Consider the following 18,033-nt stretch of genomic DNA (forward strand, 5'->3'; position numbering starts at 1 on the left):
CGAGTGACTTTTCGGGGCGGCAGCGACCGGCCGGTTTCCCGGCGGGAATGAAATCGTTACTCGTTCCGCAGAGGCGCATGCCCGCAGCCAGTGCGCGGCTGCGCAGCACGACGGTCGTGACTGCGTACGGCGCCATTGCCGAAAGGATCAAAATGAACCGCATGAAGGCTGCAGCCGTTGTCGCAGGTGTCGTCTTGGCGCTCGGCGGCGCCGCGGCGCCCGCCATGGCCGACGCGGGAGCCGAGGCATCCGCCGTCGGCTCGCCCGGCTTCCTGTCGGGCAACGTCTTCCAGCTCCCGATCCACGCGCCGCTGAACCTCTGCGGCAACAGCCTCGGCCTGTTCGCCCTGCTGAACCCGGCCGTTGGCAACGCCTGCCTGAACGGCTGACTTTCACGCAGAACGGCCCTGTGGAGAAACCTCTCTCCCGGGGCCGTTCCGCTGCACTCCGGCGGTCACGGATTGCAGGCTCCAGAGCCCTGGCGGGGCTTCGTCCCGACCACGACGGTGGCATCGAGGTCCTCACAGACGACCACCCGCGGATCGAGCCCATGACGGGCGAACGCGGCCGATGTGAACGGAGCCTGACGCTCGCTCGTCTCGATGAGCAGGGCGCCGCCCGGCGCCAGCCACTGCCCGGCCCCGGCGGTCACCCGCCGCTGCACGCCGAGCCCGTCCGGCCCGCCGTCCAGAGCGACCAGCGGTTCGTGGTCGCGGGCCTCCGACGGCAGCAGCCCGATCTGGTCGGTGGGTACGTACGGGGCGTTGACGACGAGGACGTCGATCCGCCCAGTGAGCGCGGCGGGCAGGGGTTCGTACAGGTCCCCCTCGTACACCCGCCCGCCGGCCGCGGCGAGATTGCGCCGGGCGCAGCGGACCGCGGCGGGCTCGATGTCTGCGGCGTGCAGCTCACCCCGCCCGAGGGTCGCGACGACCGCCGCCCCCACCGCCCCCGAACCGCAGCACAGGTCCACGACCACTGCATCGCCGGGCGGGGCAAGCCTGACGGCCAGTGCGACGAGGAACTCGGTACGGCGGCGGGGCACGAACACCCCGGGATCGACGGACACCCGCATACCGCAGAAGTCGGCCCAGCCGAGAACGTGTTCGAGCGGCAGTCCGCTGACGCGCCGCCCGACCATGTCGGCGAGCTCGGCAGGGTCGCGCGCGGCGGACAGGAGCAGATCGGCCTCGTCCTCGGCGAAGACACATCCGGCCCCGCGAAGGGTGGTGACGACGGCGGAGCGGGTGAGGGTGAGCGAGGGAACCAGCATGGAAAGCCTTTCGGGTACCGAAGGGCACCCTCACGGTCACCTATGCCCGGTGGACCGCACGGCCGAGAGATGAGGGCACCCAGCCTGCTGTTGCGGTAATGGGTCTCACCTCCGGGGTTCGTCGCTGTACTGCTCGAAACTGTGCTGTTGGCAGACAGTGCTCAGGCGCTGCCTGAGCGGGAAGATTACCCGACCCTGAGCAGTCCGGCTCCTGATTTCGCCGGCCCGGCCGGCACCCGGACAGGGGCGAGGTCCCGGCCCTCTCGTCAAAGAGGGTGACCAGGGCAACACCTGCTCATGACGACGCTTGAATCGCAGGCAGGTGCCCCGCGGCGCAGCGCTTTCGAAGGGGCCCGGGGGCCCTCACCCCGAGAAAGAAACAAAGCGGACATTAGCGCCATGGGGTCGGCGGTCCGAAACACGGAGCGATCAATGTGCCGCCCCCGTAAGCTCACGGACATGCAGGTGATCCAGTCCACGAAGCTCGCCAACGTCTGTTACGAAATCCGGGGGCCCGTCCTCGAAGAGGCGATGCGTCTGGAGGCGGCAGGTCACCGCATCCTGAAGCTGAACACCGGCAACCCCGCCGCCTTCGGGTTCGAGTGCCCGCCGGAGATCCTCGAGGACATCCTGCGCAACGTCGGCTCGGCACACGGCTACGGCGACGCCAAGGGGCTGCTGTCCGCGCGGCGGGCCGTGATGCAGCACTACCAGACCAAGGGCATCGAGCTCGATGTCGAGGACATCTACCTCGGCAACGGCGTCTCGGAGCTGATCCAGATGTCGATGCAGGCACTGCTCGACGACGGTGACGAGGTCCTGGTCCCGGCACCCGACTATCCGCTGTGGACCGCGTCCGTGTCGCTGGCCGGCGGGACGGCCGTGCACTACCGCTGCGACGAGCAGTCCGAGTGGATGCCCGATCTCGCGGACATCGAGCGCAAGATCACCGACCGCACCAAGGCGATCGTGATCATCAACCCGAACAACCCCACCGGCGCGGTCTACGGCGACGAGATGCTGCGCGGCCTGACCGAGATCGCCCGGCGCCACAATCTGATCGTGTGCTCCGACGAGATCTACGACAAGATCCTCTACGACGGGGCCACGCACACCCCGACCGCCGCCATCGCCCCGGACCTGATGGTGCTCACCTTCAACGGGCTGTCGAAGAACTACCGCGTCGCCGGATACCGTTCGGGCTGGATGGCCGTCTGCGGGCCGAAGGCCCATGCCGCCTCGTACATCGAGGGGCTGACGATCCTCGCCAACATGCGGCTGTGCGCCAACATGCCGGCCCAGCACGCCGTGGCCACCGCGCTCGGCGGGCGGCAGTCCATCGAGCAGCTGATACTGCCCGGCGGGCGGATCCTGGAGCAGCGGGACATCGCGTACGACCTGCTGACGCAGATCCCGGGCGTGACCTGCGTGAAGCCCAAGGGCGCGCTGTATCTCTTCCCGAGGCTCGACCCCAAGGTCTACAAGATCAAGGACGACCGGCAGATGGTCCTCGATCTGCTGCGCACCGAGAAGATCATGGTCGTGCAGGGCACGGGCTTCAACTGGCCCGAGCCCGATCACTTCCGCATCGTCACGCTGCCCGCGGCGAAGGACCTTGCCCATGCGGTGACCAGGATCGGCGCGTTCCTCGACGGGTACGGGCAGCCCTGAGACAGGCAGATTCCGACAGCACTCAACTTTAGACTCAATCCAATGTAGGATGGTCTCCTGACCGTGAGCAGGAGGCCATCCCCCATGTACGAGCCGATCCGCACCAAGTCGGTCCACTCGATGGCCGACGCCCCGCAGTACCCCCACCGCACCCGCGAGGAGGAGCTGGACATCCAGCTCGCCGGACATCTGGCCGCTCTGCTGGCCGTCACCGACGAGCTGGGGCTCGGCCGGCAGGGCGATCGCATAGCCGAGCAGGTGGCCCGGCTGCGCGGGGCGCCGCCCGCGCGGCACGCCGCGCTGGGCCACGCCGATACCGCGGCACTGCACAACCGCGCGCTCGCCCTCGCGGGCCGCGCACTCGTCGTCGCCGCGTCCCGCGCGGACACCGCCGCCGCGATCCTCGCCGCTGAGCGCATGGACGCGCACACCGCCGCCCTGCGCGACTCCCGGCTGGTCGGCGCCCCCTGACGGCCCCGGTCCGCGGGCCGTCGTAGGCGCGCGGACCGGGTGCCACCCACCCAGGCGATCACCACTCAAGCGGCCCGTTGCACCGGTGCCGCAGGGACTTCACCCGCCGTCCACCTCCCTTCGCCCGGAATGTGGGTTTCCGCGAGCACTCTGCTCTCGTGAGACGCATCGCAGGAATCGTCCTGGCGGTGCTGCTGATCGGCGGTGTGGCAGTCGCCGTCGTCGCAGGCCGCGAGAGCCAGGACACGAGCACGGCAACGAGGACCGTGCAGGGAGTGATCGGGTCGGAGAAGGCCGAGTTCTTCGCCGACCCTCAGGTGGTGAAGGCCCTGACTGCCAAGGGATTCACCGTGCGGACCGAGACCTCCGGGTCCTGGGCCATGGACCAGCAGGCCCTGGACGGGAAGGACTTCGCGTTCCCGTCGTCCAAGGCGCCGGCCGACCAGCTGCAGCGCAAGACGAAGATCCAGGACGGTCCGATCCGCCCCTTCTACTCGCCGCTCGTCGTCGTCGCGCACCGCAATGCCGCGGAGGTGCTCGCCGGCAACGGGCTCGCCACGCTGCGCGGCAGGTCGACCGGGACGCTGCGCATGGAGCCGTATCTGAAGGCCGCGCAGGCAGACCGGACCTGGCAACAGCTCAAGGGCTCTGCCGGGCATGCCGAGTTGACCGGGACCGTGTTCATCACGAGCACCGATCCCGTCGCCTCCAACTCGGGTGCGCTCTACCTGGCCGCGGCCTCGTACGTCGCCGACGGCGGCAAGGTCGCCGCCAACGACGCCGCACTCGACCGGACCGCGCCACTGCTGAAGAAGCTGATCACCGTTCAGGGCGCACAGCAGACCAGCAGCGACGCGCCGTTCCGGGACTTCATCAGCGGCGTCGGAAATCTGCTGGTGCTCGTGTACGAATCGCAGGTGGCCTCGCTGCTGCTGCAGAAGCAGGACGTGGGAGACCTCGTCGTCCTCTACCCGGACACCACCGTCTCCAGCGACCACACGCTCGTACCGCTCACCGAGAACGGGCGCGCGCTCGGCGAACTGCTCGCCTCCGACTCCCGGTTGCGCGAACTCGCGGTACGGCACGGGTTCCGGCCGCAGGGCGCGGCCGCCGAGTTCAGCGCCGCGACCACCCACCACGCCGACTTTCTCAACCAGAAGCTGGCCGGGGTTCGCCAGGCGCCCGTGCCGACCGCCGAGGTACTGCACGCGATGGCGCGGCGGACCCGGTCCTAGGGGGATTTCACAATGACCGAACAGCAGAGCGCGGACGCGCTCGTCCTCACACCACCGGAGCCGGTCGCGCCGGTCCGCTCGGAGCAGGCGTCCGGGCTGGTCCCGCTCGACGACACCGTACGCACGGAGATGACGCGTCGCGCCGCCGACTACGTCGCGTCGCTGGCCGGACTCGACGCCCGCTCACCCGAGTTCGCGACCCGTATCGGCGAGATCGCCTCACTCGGAGCGGCCGACATCCGAGGCGCGGCCCAGCAGTCCAACCGGATGCTGGACCGCACCGTGCGCTCGCTGTCCTCCGACGGCGAGGACGCCCAGGCCCGTGTCGGCTCCTGCCTTGTGGAGCTGCGCCGCACCGTGGAGGACCTCGACCCGCGCGACACCCCGGGGAGAGGGGCGCGCCGGCTGCTGGCCAGGCTGCCGGGCGGCAACAAGCTCCGGGACCATGTGGCCAAGTACGCCTCCTCCCAGGCGACGCTCAACAAGATCGTGGGTTCGCTGCGCGGCGGCCAGGACGAGCTGCGCCGCGACAACGCCGCGCTGCACACCGAGCGGGCCCGGCTGTGGGAGACCATGGGCAAGCTCCAGGAGTACGCGGTGCTCACCGAGGCGCTCGACGCGGCGGTCGTCGACCGTATCGCGTCCGTCGAGGCGACGGACCCGGCCCAGGCGGACGCGCTGCGGGCCGATGTGCTCTTCCCGGTCCGGCAGAAGCACCAGGACCTGCTGACCCAGCTCGCGGTCTGTGCCCAGGGCTACCTGGCGATGGACGTGGTACGCCGCAACAACGACGAGCTCATCAAGGGCGTCGACCGTGCCGCCACGACGACGGTCTCGGCACTGCGGATCGCCGTCATGCTGGCCTCCGCCCTGGACAGCCAGGGCAAGGTCACCGAGCAGGTCAACACCCTGCGCTCGACGACCGAGGACCTGATCCGCGGCAACGCGGAAATGCTCGCCACCCAGAGCGGCGAGATCCAGCGCATCGCGGCGGACCCGGCGGTGGGCGCCGAGACGCTGCGCACGGCCTTCCAGCAGATCTACCGGACGCTGGACGCGATCGACACGTACAAGGTCCGGGCGACCGAGGCGATGGCGGCCACGGTCGAATCCCTGACCGGCGAACTGCAGGCGGCGAGCGCCTACTTGGAGCGCACCCGCACGGCGAACGCGCTCGAGGAGGGCCTCGCATGAACGGCTCCTTCGTGGCACGTCTGCGCAGAGCCGCGGCCCGCGCCATCGGCCACCTGACTCCGGACGTGCGGTCCGGGCGCCGCCGCGCACGCGGCGTGGTGTGCATGCTCCTCGGTGTCGCTCTCGCCGGCGGGTGCACCAGCAGCGGCAGCGGCAAGGACAGGAAGGTCCCCGGCCGGAGCCCGGTCACCCTGCGCGTCCTCGCCTCCAGCGAGCTCGAGGACATGAAGCCCGTCCTCGAGGCGGCCCGCGAGGCGACCGGGGTCACCGTGGAGGCGACCTGGAGCGGCACGCTGGACGCCGTCGAGCAGATCGCGTCGGGGAAGGCCGACGGGAAGTACGACGCCGTGTGGCTGTCGTCCAACGACCATCTGCGGCTGCGGCCCGGCACCGGTCCGCGGATCAGCTCCGAGACACCCGTCATGACCTCGCCGGTCGCGATCGGCGTGCGCACCCGGGCAGTACGCCGGCTCGGGTGGCGGCCCGAGGACGTCACCTGGACCCAGATCCACCGCGCCGTCGCCGACGGAAGGCTCACCTACGGGATGACCGACCCCGTCCGCTCCAACTCCGGTTTCTCCGCCCTGATCTCCGTGGCGTCCGGCCTGTCCGGCGCCCAGTCCGCGCTCACCGAGGCGGACGTGCGCAAAGCGACCCCGAAGCTCAAGGAGTTCTTCGCCGGGCAGCAGCTCACCTCGGGCTCGTCGGGATGGCTGGCGGCCGCGTACACCCGCCGCACCACCGTCGACGCGCTCGTCAACTACGAGTCCGTCCTGCTGTCCATGAACCGCGAGAGCCGCGCCGGGCTCACCGTCATCCGGCCCAAGGACGGAGTGGTGAGCGCCGACTACCCCTTCACGCTGCTGGCGTCCGTCCCGGCCGAGGCCCGCGCCGCCGGGCGGGCCCTGACCGAGTATCTCCGCGGCACCGAGGCCCAGCAGGCGATCACCGAGCGGACACTGCGCCGGCCCGTGGTCGCCGGGGTGAAGCCGGCCGCCCCGCTCGCCGCCGGGATCCGGCGCGAACTGCCCTTCCCCGGCACCCGGTCCGTCGCGGACGGGCTGCTGGACGCGTACGAGAACAAGCTGCGCCGCCCGTCGCGCACGGTGTACGTCCTGGACACCTCCGGCTCCATGGCGGGTGACCGGCTGCAGCGGCTCAAGGACGCGCTGACCGAGCTGACCGAGGACTTCCGGGACCGGGAGGAGGTCACGCTGATGCCCTTCGGATCGGCCGTCAAGCAGGTCCGTAAGCACACGGTCGACCCCGCCGGTCCCGACGAGGCACTGAGCGCGATCCGCGCCGACGCGGCGCGGCTGAGCGCCGAGGGCGACACCGCGGTCTACAGCAGCCTGCGGGAGGCGTACGAGCACCTGGGCAGCGCGGACTCCACGAAGACGTTCACCTCCGTGGTTCTGATGACGGACGGCGAGAACACCACGGGCATCGAGGCAACGGCCTTCGACGCGTACTACCAGGGGCTGCCGGCCGACCGCCGCCACACGCCCGTCTTCCCCATCCTCTTCGGTGACTCCGACCGCGCGGAGCTGGAGCACATCTCCGCCCTCACCGGCGGCCGTCTCTTCGACGCGACGACGGGAACGCTGGACGGCGCATTCGAGGAGATCCGTGGCTACCAGTAGGAAGGCGCTCGGCTGTCTCGAGTCGCGCAAGAACCTCACGGGTTGCGCGTTCGGCATCGCGGGCCTCGCCCTCACTTTCACCGGACTGGCGGGCGCCTACTGGCCGTTCGTGATCGCCGGGCTGTACGGGGCGGGCGCGCTGGTCGCCCCTCCTGAGCGCCCGCCGGCCCCGGACTTCCCCGACCCGGCCGAGCAGCTCGACGCTGTGCGCACCGACCTCGCGAGGCTGCGCGTCTATCTGGCGTCCGTCGAACTGCCGCCCGCCGCGGCCGGCCGGCTCACCGAGCTGACCGACCTGCTCACGGCGCTGCTCGACCCCGGCTGGGTGGCGCAGGTGCTCGCCCAGGCCCCGGAGGGGGTGCACGCCCTGGCCCGTACGATCCGCCAGGACATCCCGGAGTCCGTCGACACCTTCGTCCGCACCCGCTGGTGGACCCGGCTCACTCCGGGCACGGAGCCGCCGGAGCGTCATCTGGAGCGGCAGCTCGGGGTGCTGCACGCCGAGGCGGAGGCGCTCGCCGCGGCGCTGAGCGAGACGGAGTCCCGGCGGCAGCAGACCCACACCCGCTATCTGGAGGAGCGTGGCGGGTTCGCCTCGTAGTCCCACGCCCCACCCACGCCCGGCGCCCCGGGAAAGTGCCCCGAAAAGGGTTCGGCCCCCGAAGCCGGTGAGGTGGCTTCGGGGGCCGGACGCGGCGGGCCGGTGTTGACCCCACAGGTCAGGGCGGAAGTCGGGCAGGCCCGCCGCGTTGGTCCTGCGCGAGCGGATCAGCCGAGCCGGGCGACCAGCGCGCGGTACTCGTCCCACAGCTCCTTGGGCGTGTGGTCACCGAAGGTGTTGAGGTGCTCGGGGACCAGGGCGGCCTCCTCGCGCCACACGTCGGTGTCGACCTTGAGCAGGAACTCGAGGTCCTCCTCGGCGAGCTCCAGGCCGTCGGTGTCCAGGGCCTCCTTGGTCGGCAGGATGCCGATGGGGCTCTCGACGCCCTCGGCCTTGCCCTCCAGGCGCTCCACGATCCACTTCAGGACACGGCTGTTCTCACCGAATCCCGGCCACACGAACTTGCCCGCGTCGTTCTTGCGGAACCAGTTGACGTAGTAGATCTTCGGCAGCTTGGACTGGTCCGCGTCCTTGCCGACCTTGATCCAGTGGGCCATGTAGTCGCCCATGTTGTAGCCGCAGAACGGCAGCATCGCGAACGGGTCGCGGCGCAGCTCGCCGACCTTGCCCTCGGCGGCGGCGGTCTTCTCGGAGGCGACGTTCGCGCCGAGGAAGACGCCGTGCTGCCAGTCGAACGACTCGGTCACCAGCGGGACGGCCGAGGCGCGGCGGCCACCGAAGAGGATCGCCGAGATCGGCACACCCTTCGGGTCCTCCCACTCGGGCGCGGCGATCGGGCACTGCGAGGCCGGCACGGTGAAGCGGGCGTTCGGGTGGGCGGCCGGCGTCGCGGACGCGGGCGTCCAGTCGTTGCCCTTCCAGTCCGTGAGGTGGGCCGGGGCCTCCTCGGTCATGCCCTCCCACCAGATGTCGTTGTCGTCGGTGAGCGCGACATTGGTGAAGACGGCGTTGCCCCACAGGGTCTTCATGGCGTTGGCGTTGGTGTGCTCGCCGGTGCCGGGCGCGACACCGAAGAAGCCGGCCTCGGGGTTGATCGCGTAGAGCCGGCCGTCCTCGCCGAATCGCATCCAGGCGATGTCGTCGCCGATCGTCTCGACCGTCCAGCCGGAGATCGTGGGCTCCAGCATGGCGAGGTTGGTCTTGCCGCAGGCGGACGGGAACGCGGCGGCGACGTACTTGGACTCGCCCTGCGGCGGGGTCAGCTTGAGGATCAGCATGTGCTCGGCGAGCCAGCCCTCGTCGCGGGCCATGACGGACGCGATGCGCAGGGCGTAGCACTTCTTGCCGAGCAGGGCGTTGCCGCCGTAGCCGGAGCCGTACGACCAGATCTCACGGGTCTCGGGGAAGTGCGAGATGTACTTGGTGGAGTTGCACGGCCACGGGACATCCGCCTCGCCCTCGGCGAGCGGCGCGCCGAGGGTGTGGACGGCCTTGACGAAGAAGCCGTCGGAGCCGAGCTCGTCCAGGACCGGCTGACCCATACGGGTCATGGTGCGCATGGAGACGGCGACATAGGCGGAGTCGCTGATCTCGACGCCGATCGCGGAGAGCGGGGAGCCGAGCGGACCCATGCAGAACGGGACGACGTACATCGTCCGGCCCTTCATCGAGCCGCGGAAGATGCCCTTCTCGCCGGCGAAGATGTCCTTCATCTCCGCGGGGGCCTTCCAGTGGTTCGTGGGTCCCGCGTCCGCCTCCTTCTCGGAGCAGATGAAGGTGCGGTCCTCGACGCGGGCGACGTCGGTGGGGTCGGACGCGGCGTAGTACGAGTTCGGGCGCTTGATCGGGTCGAGCTTCTTGAACGTGCCCTTGGCCACGAGTTCCGCGCAGAGGCGGTCGTACTCGGCCTCGGAACCGTCACACCAGACGACGCTGTCCGGCTGCGTGATTGCTGCGATCTCGTCGACCCAGGAGATCAGTTCCTGGTGGTTGGTGGGGACGCTGCCGGGAGCCGCGTTGTCGCGCGCCACGATTGCTCCTAAGTGAGGGGTATGAATTTTGTTGCCCCGTGGGGGCTGCGACCCGGACGCTTCGTAGGCGCTCATCCGGTGCCGACCGCACTCATCTGATCATCGGTGCCTAATGCGCATATGTCCAGAGGACCTCTCACGTGAGCATCGCCACTCGGGAGTGTTACCTACGGTTGCGTAGGTAACATTCCGACCATGACTGCAGCAGCACCCGATGTGACCGAGATCGACCCGACGCCCGTCAAACCGCGGCTGCGCGGGTGGCTGCACGCCGGGATGTTCCCCGCCGCCCTGGTGGCGGGCGTGGTCCTCACGGCACTCGCCGACTCGACGCGCGGCCGGATCGCCTGTGGCATCTACGCACTGACAGCCTGCCTGCTCTTCGGCGTGAGCGCGCTCTACCACCGGGGCACCTGGGGCCCGCGTGCCACGGCCGTGCTCCGTCGGCTCGACCACGCCAACATCTTCCTGATCATCGCGGGCACGTATACCCCGCTGACGCTGCTGCTCCTTCCCGACTCCACCGGTCGGGTACTGCTGTGGGCGGTCTGGGCGGCAGCGGTTGCGGGAATCGCGTTCCGGGTCTTCTGGGTCGGCGCGCCCCGCTGGCTGTACACCCCCTGCTACATCGCGATGGGCTGGGCCGCCGTCTTCTTCCTTCCCGACTTCATGCGCGCCGGCGGGATCGCGGTGCTGGTCCTGGTGATCGTGGGCGGGTTGCTGTACAGCGCCGGCGGAGTGATCTACGGGATGAAGCGGCCGAACCCCTCACCGAAGTGGTTCGGCTTCCACGAGGTGTTCCACTCCCTCACGCTCGCGGCGTTCATCGTCCACTACGTCGGGATCTCGCTGGTGGCCTACCAGCACTCCTGAGCCCCTGAGCAACGACGAAGGGCCACCAGGACGACACGGTCGTCCTGGTGGCCCTCGACTTGCGTCCGCAGTGAAGACCTGCTGCGGGTCCGGGCTACCGGCGCTGGGGTACATCCCCCTTGGCGCAGGCGACGCCGTCGCGGTTCGGATCGATCCGCAGGGGGTCGTCCTCGCCGTTCACCTTCAGGCGCCCGTAGTCATGCGCCTTCAGCCAGCCGCACCGCGCCGCCGCCGTCGCCTTGACCTTCTTCGGGAAGACCGTCGGGACACAGACACCCGCCGAGCCGTAGTGCCGGTCGCAGCCCGCGATCTGAGGACTGACGGGGACCGAACCCCGCTTCTTCTGCGCCTTCCTCGGCGCCTTCGCCAGCTCGTCCGCGAAATCGTGGACGTGCGCCGACGGGGCCTTCGCGGCCGCCGCCATCGCGGAGGGCCCACCCAGATGCACCCACTTCGCCACCGACGGAATGCCGTTCGCGTCCACCGCGAAGAGCATGTACCAGCCGGGTGGCGCCATGTTCGGATTGCTGGTGACATTGAGGTCGATGTTGTTGCCGTCGACCGTCATCGGCAGATCCACGAACCGCTGGTTGGGGTCCGACGAATGCGTCACCGCCGCCGGACGGATCAGCTCCGCCTTGGCGATCGGCCGGTCGACCGTGATCCGCTGAGTGTCTCCGTACGTCCACTCCCCGTCGATCACCGAGGTGATCTGAGGCCGGGGGCCCTTGAGGAGATACGGCGGGGTGTAGACCGACACACTGTGGTTGTACGTGCCGTTGCCCGGGTTGTCCCCCACGGACATCACCCGGCCGTCGGGCAGCAGGAACGACGAGGAGTGGTACGTCCGAGGGATCGGGTCGGTGGCGAGTCCCGACTCCCAGGTGTTGGTCGCCGGGTCGAAGAACGACGCCTCGTACACCGGATCGGCCCGGTCGTGCAGACCGCCGCCGGTCTCGAAGACCTTGCCGTCCGGCAGCAGCACCGCGGAGACGAACATCTTGCCCTCGGCCCCGGTCTGCGGCCGCCGGCCCTGGCCCTGGTCGACCTCGCCCTGCGGCAGCAACGGCCCGGGCGTGTACGCCGGGCTGGGCTGCTTCAGGTCGATGATGTCGGTCAGCCGGTTGGCGACCGGGTTGGTCTCGTTGTTGCCGCCGCCGACCGTGAGCACGCGCTGGTCCTGGGCCGGCGGCAGCAGCACGCTCGCCGACTCGTCGCGCTGGTCCTTGTTCTGCAGACCCGGCACATCGGTGATGGTGTTGGCGGTGTAGTCGTAGATGGAGGCGCCGCTGCCCTGGGTGCCGTTCCCGAAGACATGGCTGCCGGAGTAGAAGAGCCGGCCGTCCTGCATCAGGATCATCGACGGGTACAGGCCCCAGAACGACCACGTCTGATTGACCTGCGACAGCGGCAGCCACTTGTTCTGCGCCGCGGAGAACAGCTCGGCGGTCACATTGCCGGTGGAGTCCTCCTTGAGACCGCCGAAGGAGATCACATCGCCGTTGCCGAGGATGGTCGCCGACGGGTACCAGTGGCCGCCGTTCATGTCATTGGTACGGGTGTAGGTCTCGGTCGCCGGGTCGAAGACGAACGAGTCCTTCAGGCCCTGGTAGCCGATCGTGCCGTCGGCGGACGGGTAGCCCTTGTTGCCGCTCATGACCAGCACCTTGCCGTCCTGGAGCTGCACATGGCCGGCGCAGAACATGTCGACAGGGGTGGGGATCGTACGGAACGTGCCGTCGGCCGGGTCGTAGATCGCCGAGGTGAACGTGCCCGCCTCGAACAGCGACTCGTCGTTGCCGGAGCCCGCGATCACCAGCACCTTGCCGTTGTGCAGCACCACCGAGTGCATCGAGCGCACCGGGTTCTGGACCGGCAGGACGTCCCAGCGGCCCTTCAGGCACTCCTCGGGGGTGCCCGTGCACTGCGGCTCGGGCGTGGGCAGCGCCACCTCCTCCATGACGTAGTCGTCGGTGGTGACCGAGCCGGTGCCGTACACCGACACGCCCCAGGCGATCCGGTCGGTGCCCTGCGGAACGGCAGGGGTACGGACCTCGGCGCGCTGGTAGCCCGCGCTCATCTCGAGCGTCTTGAGATCGGTCCAGTACTGCCAGCCCGCCGTCGTGTCGTGCCGGAAGAGAGTGACGGAGGTGTCGGGCGTCGTGGACTTGTACCAGAGCGAGAGGTCGTACTGCCTGTCCGGCGTCACCCTCGGAGCGCAGACCGAGTCCTCCATGATGAGCGCCTTGCGGTCACCGTCGACCCGCCGGGTCAGCGACACCTTCATCGCCTTGGTGCCGGAGTGCGCGTCGGAGACGGTCTCGAAGGTGAAGTCGTTGTCGCCCCAGCCCGACTTCTTCCAGCAGGCCGGCATGTCATCCGGGCCCGGCGTCTCGAAGCCCGGGTTGTTGATCAGGTTCGGCGGGCCGGCGGACGCCTGGGGTGCGGAAATCAGCAGTGCCGTGGTCATGGCGCTCACAGCCAGCAGCGCTGTTCTGCGGCGGCTGCGCCCGCTCCCCGGGCGGCGGCTTCTCCGGATCGGTGGTGACATGGCAGATCCCTTCCGTGCGGCTCTTCCCTGCGGTGGTTCGGTGGCCGTCCGGTTCCGCGACGGCCATGCGGTGGTTCGGGGGAGGGGGGCCGTGGGGGGCTCAGCTGCCGTGGGGACAGTGACCGTGGGGGTCGGTTGCTCGTGGGGGTCAGTGGCTCGCGGGCTCGCTGCCCACCGCCTGCGCCTGCGGGGCAGCGGCGCCACGCCGGCCGGTCCGCGGGGCGGACTTCTTGCGCGGCAGGTACACCAGCGCCTCCGTCGCCGCGAACCGCAGGACGAACGTGGTCAGCAGCGCCAGCGCGGTCGCGGGCAGCACCGCCATGTCCATCCGTCCCACGAACAGCGCGATGAGCGGGATGCGCAGCAGCAGATCGGCATTGGCGAGCAGCGCGAACCTGCCCACCCGGTCGGCCCAGTGCCGGTGGCGACGGCGGTCGCGGAACAGCAGCACCTCGATGAGAAGGAAGTTCCAGACCACACCGAACTGGTTCGCGACGATCTCGGCCGGCAGATAGTGCATACCGGCACCGGTCAGCAGATGGAGTCCGACGAGGTTCGGTACGAAACCGGTGAGGCCGATCAGTCCGAAGACGAGCATCCGGGCCACCGGCGACGCCGTGCGCAGCCCGACGAGATGCCCGAGGAAGCGCATCCCCTCCTTCGCCGTCGACTTGGACTCGCCCGCGAACCGGTCCTGGAAGACGAACGGCACCTCGGCCACCGTCTCCGGCCGGCAGCGCACCGCGAGCTCGAGCAGGATCTTGTAGCCGAGCGGCCGCAGCACGTCGGCGGTCACGATGCTGCGCCGGATGGCGAAGAAGCCGCTCATCGGGTCGCTGACACCGCGCAGCCGGCGCGGGAACAGCGCCTTGGTGAGCCAGGTCGCGCCGCGGGAGACCGCGATGCGATACCCGCCTGCGAGTCCCTCGCGGCTGCCGCCGCGTATGTAGCGGCTGGCGACGACAAGATCCGCACCCGACCGCTCCCCCGCGGCCACCAGTTCCGGTACGAGGGCGGGCGGATGCTGCAGATCGGCGTCCATCACGACGACCCAGTCGGAGCCCGCGCCCTTCATCCCCTCGACGACCGCGCCGCCGAGGCCGCCGGCCGGCTCGTCACGGTGGATGACGGAGACCGGAAAGGGGCAGTCCTGCGCGGCGCTGCGGATCACCTCCGGGGTGTCGTCGGTCGAGTCGTCGACGAACACGACCTCGCAGGGCAGCCGGGAAGGCACCGACTCGGTGAGCCTGCGCAGCAACTCGCGGATGTTTCCTGACTCGTTGAAGGTCGGGATGACGATGGTGACGGCGCCGGGTTCGGCGATCTGGGTAGCACTCAGCTCCGGATCGCCGAGTTCCTCGGCACCGGTACGGGGGGTGGTCACAGGTCGCCTCCAGCGATCCTTCGGATCTCGATGCGGTCCTCGCCCTCGCCGAAGACGGCGACCGGCGTCGAATGCTCAAGTGCTGACTTGACGTTGGGCAGATCGACGGCGTCACGCCGGACGGTCGGCGAGGAGACCACATAGTCGAGGTCGCGCCAGCCGCGCGGCATCGTCTTGGTCACCGCCGGGTCAAGGTCCGCCTTGTAGAACCAGATCGCCCCGGTCCCGGGCTCGAAACCGTCGTGCACGAGATCCAGCCACAGGGCGTCGTCGACCAGCACACGGGTGGATGCGGGATCGTCGACCTCGTTCTGCATCCACGCGGCGGCCGCGCGATACGGGGCGTTGGCGTCGACGGTGAGGGCGGCGCGGTTGCCGTCGTACCACCGCGGCACGACATACGCGGCGGCGGCGAGGGCGAGCGCACCGGCCACTGTCAGGCGCGCACCGCGCACCAGACGGGTCCGTCGCGCGTGCTGTCCGGCCTCGGGAGCGGCCTCGGGCGCGAGCGCGTCCGGCACGTCCTCCGGCCGGGGCTGCTGCGGTACCGCCGCAGCGTGCGCACGCTCCGGCGCCGCCTCTGCCACCGCATCGGGGGCGGCGGACACCCGGCGCGCCGGGCGGCGCAGCACCGCGTGCGCCACACTCGCGGTGCCGCCCGCCAGCACCAGGGCGAGGAAAGGCAGCGCCTGGATGACGTACATCGCCGGCAGATACCCGGAGGGGCGCATCGCGACGACCGCGAGGATCGCCACCGCGAGCGACGGGCCGGCGAGCGCCCGTGCCGTCACCGACCAGCGCACGGTGAGCAGCAGCAGGGCTGCACCGGCGAGGCCGCCCAGCGGCAGCACCCGGTCGTAGTAGAGCCACGACCGGAACACCCCGTGCGAGCCGGAGCCCGTGTCGAAGATGGACCCGGAGCCCTCTCGGCTCATCTGGTACGTGATGCCGTCGATCAGCGACACATGGCCGGGTCCGGGGAACAGCTCGTTGTTGAGCAGCGCGAACAGCGGATACGACAGGCCGATCAGCGCGCACGCAGTGATCGCCCCGGTGACCGCGAACTTGCGGGTGTCACGGTGGCTGTGCCGCCACATCGTCACCAGCAGCGCCGGCAGCACGACCAGCATCGTCTCCTTGGTCAGCACTCCGATCGCGGCGGTGAGACCGGCGGCGAAGTGGTGCCACAGATGACGGCTCGGCGAAGCGGCCAGGCAGAACGCCAGCAGCATCCACATCACGGCGATGTTGTCGAGGAAGATCTCGCGCTGCAGCACCACGGAGAGCGGGGAGAGCCCGAAGAGCAGCATCGCGAGCCCGGCCGCCCAGCGCGGCAGGAACAGCCGCCGCGCCAGTACGTACAGCAGCACCGCGCAAGCCGCGCTGACCGCCAGCATCGCGAACCGCATCGTGGCGACCGTCATCGCCTCGGGCGCGATCAGCGAGGGGATCCAGGTCAGGAAGGCGATCTGGATCCAGCCGAGCGGCGGATGGTCGTACCAGTACGTGTAGTGGGCGAGTCCGTCGCCCTGCTGGACCGCCCACGCCTGGGCGAGATACGTGCCCTCGTCGTCGCTGAGGGTCGGGAAGTGCGTGATGTTCCAGCCCTGGACGAGCAGGATCACGCACAGCAGGCCGACACAGAGCAGCAGATCGGGCCGCGAGCTGCGAAACCTCACGACCGGCCGGGTACGGCCGGGCGCCCAGGCGGTCCGCCGGATGCGCCTGGCCTTACCGGCCACGTCGGCGGTGGTGGTGGCGGCCGTGTCAGCGGCCGTATCGGGGGCCGGAGGCAGGGTCGTGGTCACCGGTGGGCATCCTCTCGGGTCTCGGTCGCGGTGAGATGCGCACCGACATGACTGGTCAGCTCCCACTCGTTACGGCCCCGCTGCTCCCGCCAGACCGCGCGCACGGCGGCGCCGGCCAGCAGGACCTGGTAGAAGGGGCCGCCGACGACGAGCTTGAAGTAGTGGACGAGGCGGACGCGCAGGCCGTACTGCACCCCGAAGTCGTGCAGGCCGACGATCTCGAAGACGAAGGTGACCATGGCCGTGACCAGCGGAAGGAAGGTCACGATGGCGATCCCGACCGGGACGTCGAGGAACAGCGCGATGGCGACGTTGAGCGGGATGATCACGCCGGAGAACGCCTGCAGGAACGGCGTCATCAGCGTGTAGCGGGCGAGCATCCGCTGGCCGCGGCCCGGCAGTTGCCGCCAGTCCTTCTTCCGGTACACCTGAAGGAAGCCCTGGTTCCAGCGGGTGCGCTGCTTGAGCAGGCTCATCAGGCTGCCGGGGGTCTCCTCACGGGTGACCATGTCGCTGTCGTACGCGACGACGACCTTCTTGCCGACGGACGACAGCCGCACACCCAGGTCGCAGTCCTCGGCGAGGCAGTTCGGGTCCCAGCCGTCCGCCTCGCGCAGCACCTGGGTGCGGACGAAGACGGTGTTGCCGCCGAGCGGGATGAAGCCCTTCTGGGCGTGCAGGTGGAGCCGGCTGCGGAACCAGAAGAAGTACTCCAGGCAGTTGCGCAGGCTGTACCAGCTGGAGTGGAAGTTGATCAGCTGTACGCCGCCCTGGACGACATCGGCTCCGGTGGAGGTGAAGGCGTGGTCGACATGGGCGAGGAGTTCCGGGTGGACCTGGTCCTCGGCGTCGAACACACCGACGACGTCGCCGCGGCAGTGCGGCAGCGCGGTGTTGAGCGCTTTCGGCTTGTTCTTGACCTCGTGCGTGTCGGTGATGACACGCACCCGGACCGGGTCGCGGGCGGCTGCCCGTTCGGCGACCGCCGCGGTCTCCGGATCGTCATGGCCGACGATGACGATGATCTCGAAGTTGGAGTGGGTGGACTCCAGCAGCCGCTCGATGGTGTGCTCCAGCACCGCCTGCTCGTGCCGGGCGGGCAGCAGCAGCGAGAACGACAGCCCGACCCCCCCGTCGGGGCGGTCGAACCGGGTCGCGGCCAGCGTTTCCGGCGTGCGCCAGGCATGCATCTGCCACCACAGCGTGAACGCCGCCATCCAGAACAGCGCCAGCGAAATGGCAACGACGAACAACGAAACCAGCACTGAAGTCCCCCCTTGGACCCGCGCCGCGGCTAGGACCCCCCTGGCCTGCGGCGCACACTTCCCCCGCGCGCGC

At 69.8% G+C, this 18,033-nt stretch carries 14 protein-coding genes; 8 read left to right on the forward strand and 6 right to left on the reverse strand.

Annotated features, from left to right (window positions below; genetic code table 11):
- Positions 1–152: 152 nt before the first annotated feature.
- Positions 153–389: a chaplin gene (locus tag OHS70_RS13325; RefSeq protein WP_328397059.1), complete on the forward strand. Its 237-nt coding sequence runs from the start codon at positions 153–155 to the stop codon at positions 387–389.
- 65 nt (positions 390–454) lie between these two features.
- Here the strand turns inward: OHS70_RS13325 and OHS70_RS13330 are convergent, their stop codons facing one another.
- Complete coding sequence (locus OHS70_RS13330; protein WP_328397061.1) at positions 455–1,273, reverse strand: putative protein N(5)-glutamine methyltransferase; 819 nt, start codon at positions 1,271–1,273, stop codon at positions 455–457.
- A 459-nt stretch (positions 1,274–1,732) separates the two neighbouring features.
- On the opposite strand from OHS70_RS13330, the gene OHS70_RS13335 reads away from it, so the two are divergent.
- The 6 genes from OHS70_RS13335 (at position 1,733) to OHS70_RS13360 (ending at position 8,088) form a co-directional block, all read left to right on the forward strand.
- Positions 1,733–2,944: a pyridoxal phosphate-dependent aminotransferase gene (locus OHS70_RS13335; RefSeq protein WP_328397063.1), complete on the forward strand. Its 1,212-nt coding sequence runs from the start codon at positions 1,733–1,735 to the stop codon at positions 2,942–2,944.
- Between the two features lie 84 nt (positions 2,945–3,028).
- Positions 3,029–3,415, forward strand: a complete 387-nt coding sequence (locus tag OHS70_RS13340; RefSeq protein ID WP_328397065.1) for an SCO4983 family protein — start codon at positions 3,029–3,031, stop codon at positions 3,413–3,415.
- A gap of 131 nt (positions 3,416–3,546) precedes the next feature.
- Positions 3,547–4,650, forward strand: coding sequence for a hypothetical protein (locus OHS70_RS13345; protein ID WP_328397067.1), 1,104 nt, complete (start codon positions 3,547–3,549; stop codon positions 4,648–4,650).
- 12 nt (positions 4,651–4,662) lie between these two features.
- Positions 4,663–5,844: a toxic anion resistance protein gene (locus OHS70_RS13350; protein WP_328397069.1), complete on the forward strand. Its 1,182-nt coding sequence runs from the start codon at positions 4,663–4,665 to the stop codon at positions 5,842–5,844.
- 104 nt (positions 5,845–5,948) lie between these two features.
- A complete protein-coding gene (locus tag OHS70_RS13355; RefSeq protein WP_443062742.1) occupies positions 5,949–7,487 on the forward strand; it encodes a substrate-binding and vWA domain-containing protein in 1,539 nt (512 codons plus the stop codon).
- Positions 7,474–8,088 carry a hypothetical protein gene (locus OHS70_RS13360; RefSeq protein WP_328397073.1) on the forward strand — a complete coding sequence of 205 codons (615 nt, stop codon included), beginning with the start codon at positions 7,474–7,476 and terminating at the stop codon, positions 8,086–8,088. The genes OHS70_RS13355 and OHS70_RS13360 overlap by 14 nt, the downstream gene beginning before the upstream one ends.
- Before the next feature lie 167 nt (positions 8,089–8,255).
- Here the strand turns inward: OHS70_RS13360 and OHS70_RS13365 are convergent, their stop codons facing one another.
- On the reverse strand, positions 8,256–10,079 hold the full coding sequence (locus OHS70_RS13365) for a phosphoenolpyruvate carboxykinase (GTP) (protein ID WP_328397075.1): 1,824 nt from the start codon (positions 10,077–10,079) through the stop codon (positions 8,256–8,258).
- A 195-nt stretch (positions 10,080–10,274) separates the two neighbouring features.
- Between OHS70_RS13365 and trhA the strand changes: the two genes are divergently transcribed.
- The gene (trhA, locus tag OHS70_RS13370) at positions 10,275–10,952 is read left to right on the forward strand and encodes a PAQR family membrane homeostasis protein TrhA (RefSeq protein ID WP_328397077.1); all 678 of its coding nucleotides are present in this window, start codon (positions 10,275–10,277) and stop codon (positions 10,950–10,952) included.
- 94 nt (positions 10,953–11,046) lie between these two features.
- Here the strand turns inward: trhA and OHS70_RS13375 are convergent, their stop codons facing one another.
- From OHS70_RS13375 to OHS70_RS13390, 4 genes are all read right to left on the reverse strand, one after another.
- Positions 11,047–13,422, reverse strand: a complete 2,376-nt coding sequence (locus tag OHS70_RS13375) for a galactose oxidase-like domain-containing protein (RefSeq protein WP_328397079.1) — start codon at positions 13,420–13,422, stop codon at positions 11,047–11,049.
- A 229-nt stretch (positions 13,423–13,651) separates the two neighbouring features.
- Complete coding sequence (locus OHS70_RS13380; RefSeq protein ID WP_328397081.1) at positions 13,652–14,887, reverse strand: glycosyltransferase family 2 protein; 1,236 nt, start codon at positions 14,885–14,887, stop codon at positions 13,652–13,654.
- Positions 14,884–16,695: an ArnT family glycosyltransferase gene (locus OHS70_RS13385; RefSeq protein WP_443062601.1), complete on the reverse strand. Its 1,812-nt coding sequence runs from the start codon at positions 16,693–16,695 to the stop codon at positions 14,884–14,886. The genes OHS70_RS13380 and OHS70_RS13385 overlap by 4 nt, the downstream gene beginning before the upstream one ends.
- A complete protein-coding gene (locus tag OHS70_RS13390) occupies positions 16,692–17,960 on the reverse strand; it encodes a glycosyltransferase (protein WP_443062602.1) in 1,269 nt (422 codons plus the stop codon). Before OHS70_RS13390 ends, OHS70_RS13385 begins: the two co-directional genes overlap by 4 nt.
- Positions 17,961–18,033 lie beyond the last annotated feature (73 nt).

The sequence above is a fragment of the Streptomyces sp. NBC_00390 genome (assembly GCF_036057275.1).
Taxonomy (GTDB): domain Bacteria; phylum Actinomycetota; class Actinomycetes; order Streptomycetales; family Streptomycetaceae; genus Streptomyces.

Bases quoted from the DNA above. Each gene is read 5' to 3' on its own strand.
- OHS70_RS13325 (WP_328397059.1), top strand. From the start codon at position 153: ATGAACCGCATGAAGGCTGCAGCCGTTGTCGCAGGTGTCGTCTTGGCG.
- OHS70_RS13330 (WP_328397061.1), bottom strand. From the start codon at position 1,273: ATGCTGGTTCCCTCGCTCACCCTCACCCGCTCCGCCGTCGTCACCACC.
- OHS70_RS13335 (WP_328397063.1), top strand. From the start codon at position 1,733: ATGCAGGTGATCCAGTCCACGAAGCTCGCCAACGTCTGTTACGAAATC.
- OHS70_RS13340 (WP_328397065.1), top strand. From the start codon at position 3,029: ATGTACGAGCCGATCCGCACCAAGTCGGTCCACTCGATGGCCGACGCC.
- OHS70_RS13350 (WP_328397069.1), top strand. From the start codon at position 4,663: ATGACCGAACAGCAGAGCGCGGACGCGCTCGTCCTCACACCACCGGAG.
- OHS70_RS13355 (WP_443062742.1), top strand. From the start codon at position 5,949: ATGCTCCTCGGTGTCGCTCTCGCCGGCGGGTGCACCAGCAGCGGCAGC.
- trhA (WP_328397077.1), top strand. From the start codon at position 10,275: ATGACTGCAGCAGCACCCGATGTGACCGAGATCGACCCGACGCCCGTC.
- OHS70_RS13375 (WP_328397079.1), bottom strand. From the start codon at position 13,422: ATGACCACGGCACTGCTGATTTCCGCACCCCAGGCGTCCGCCGGCCCG.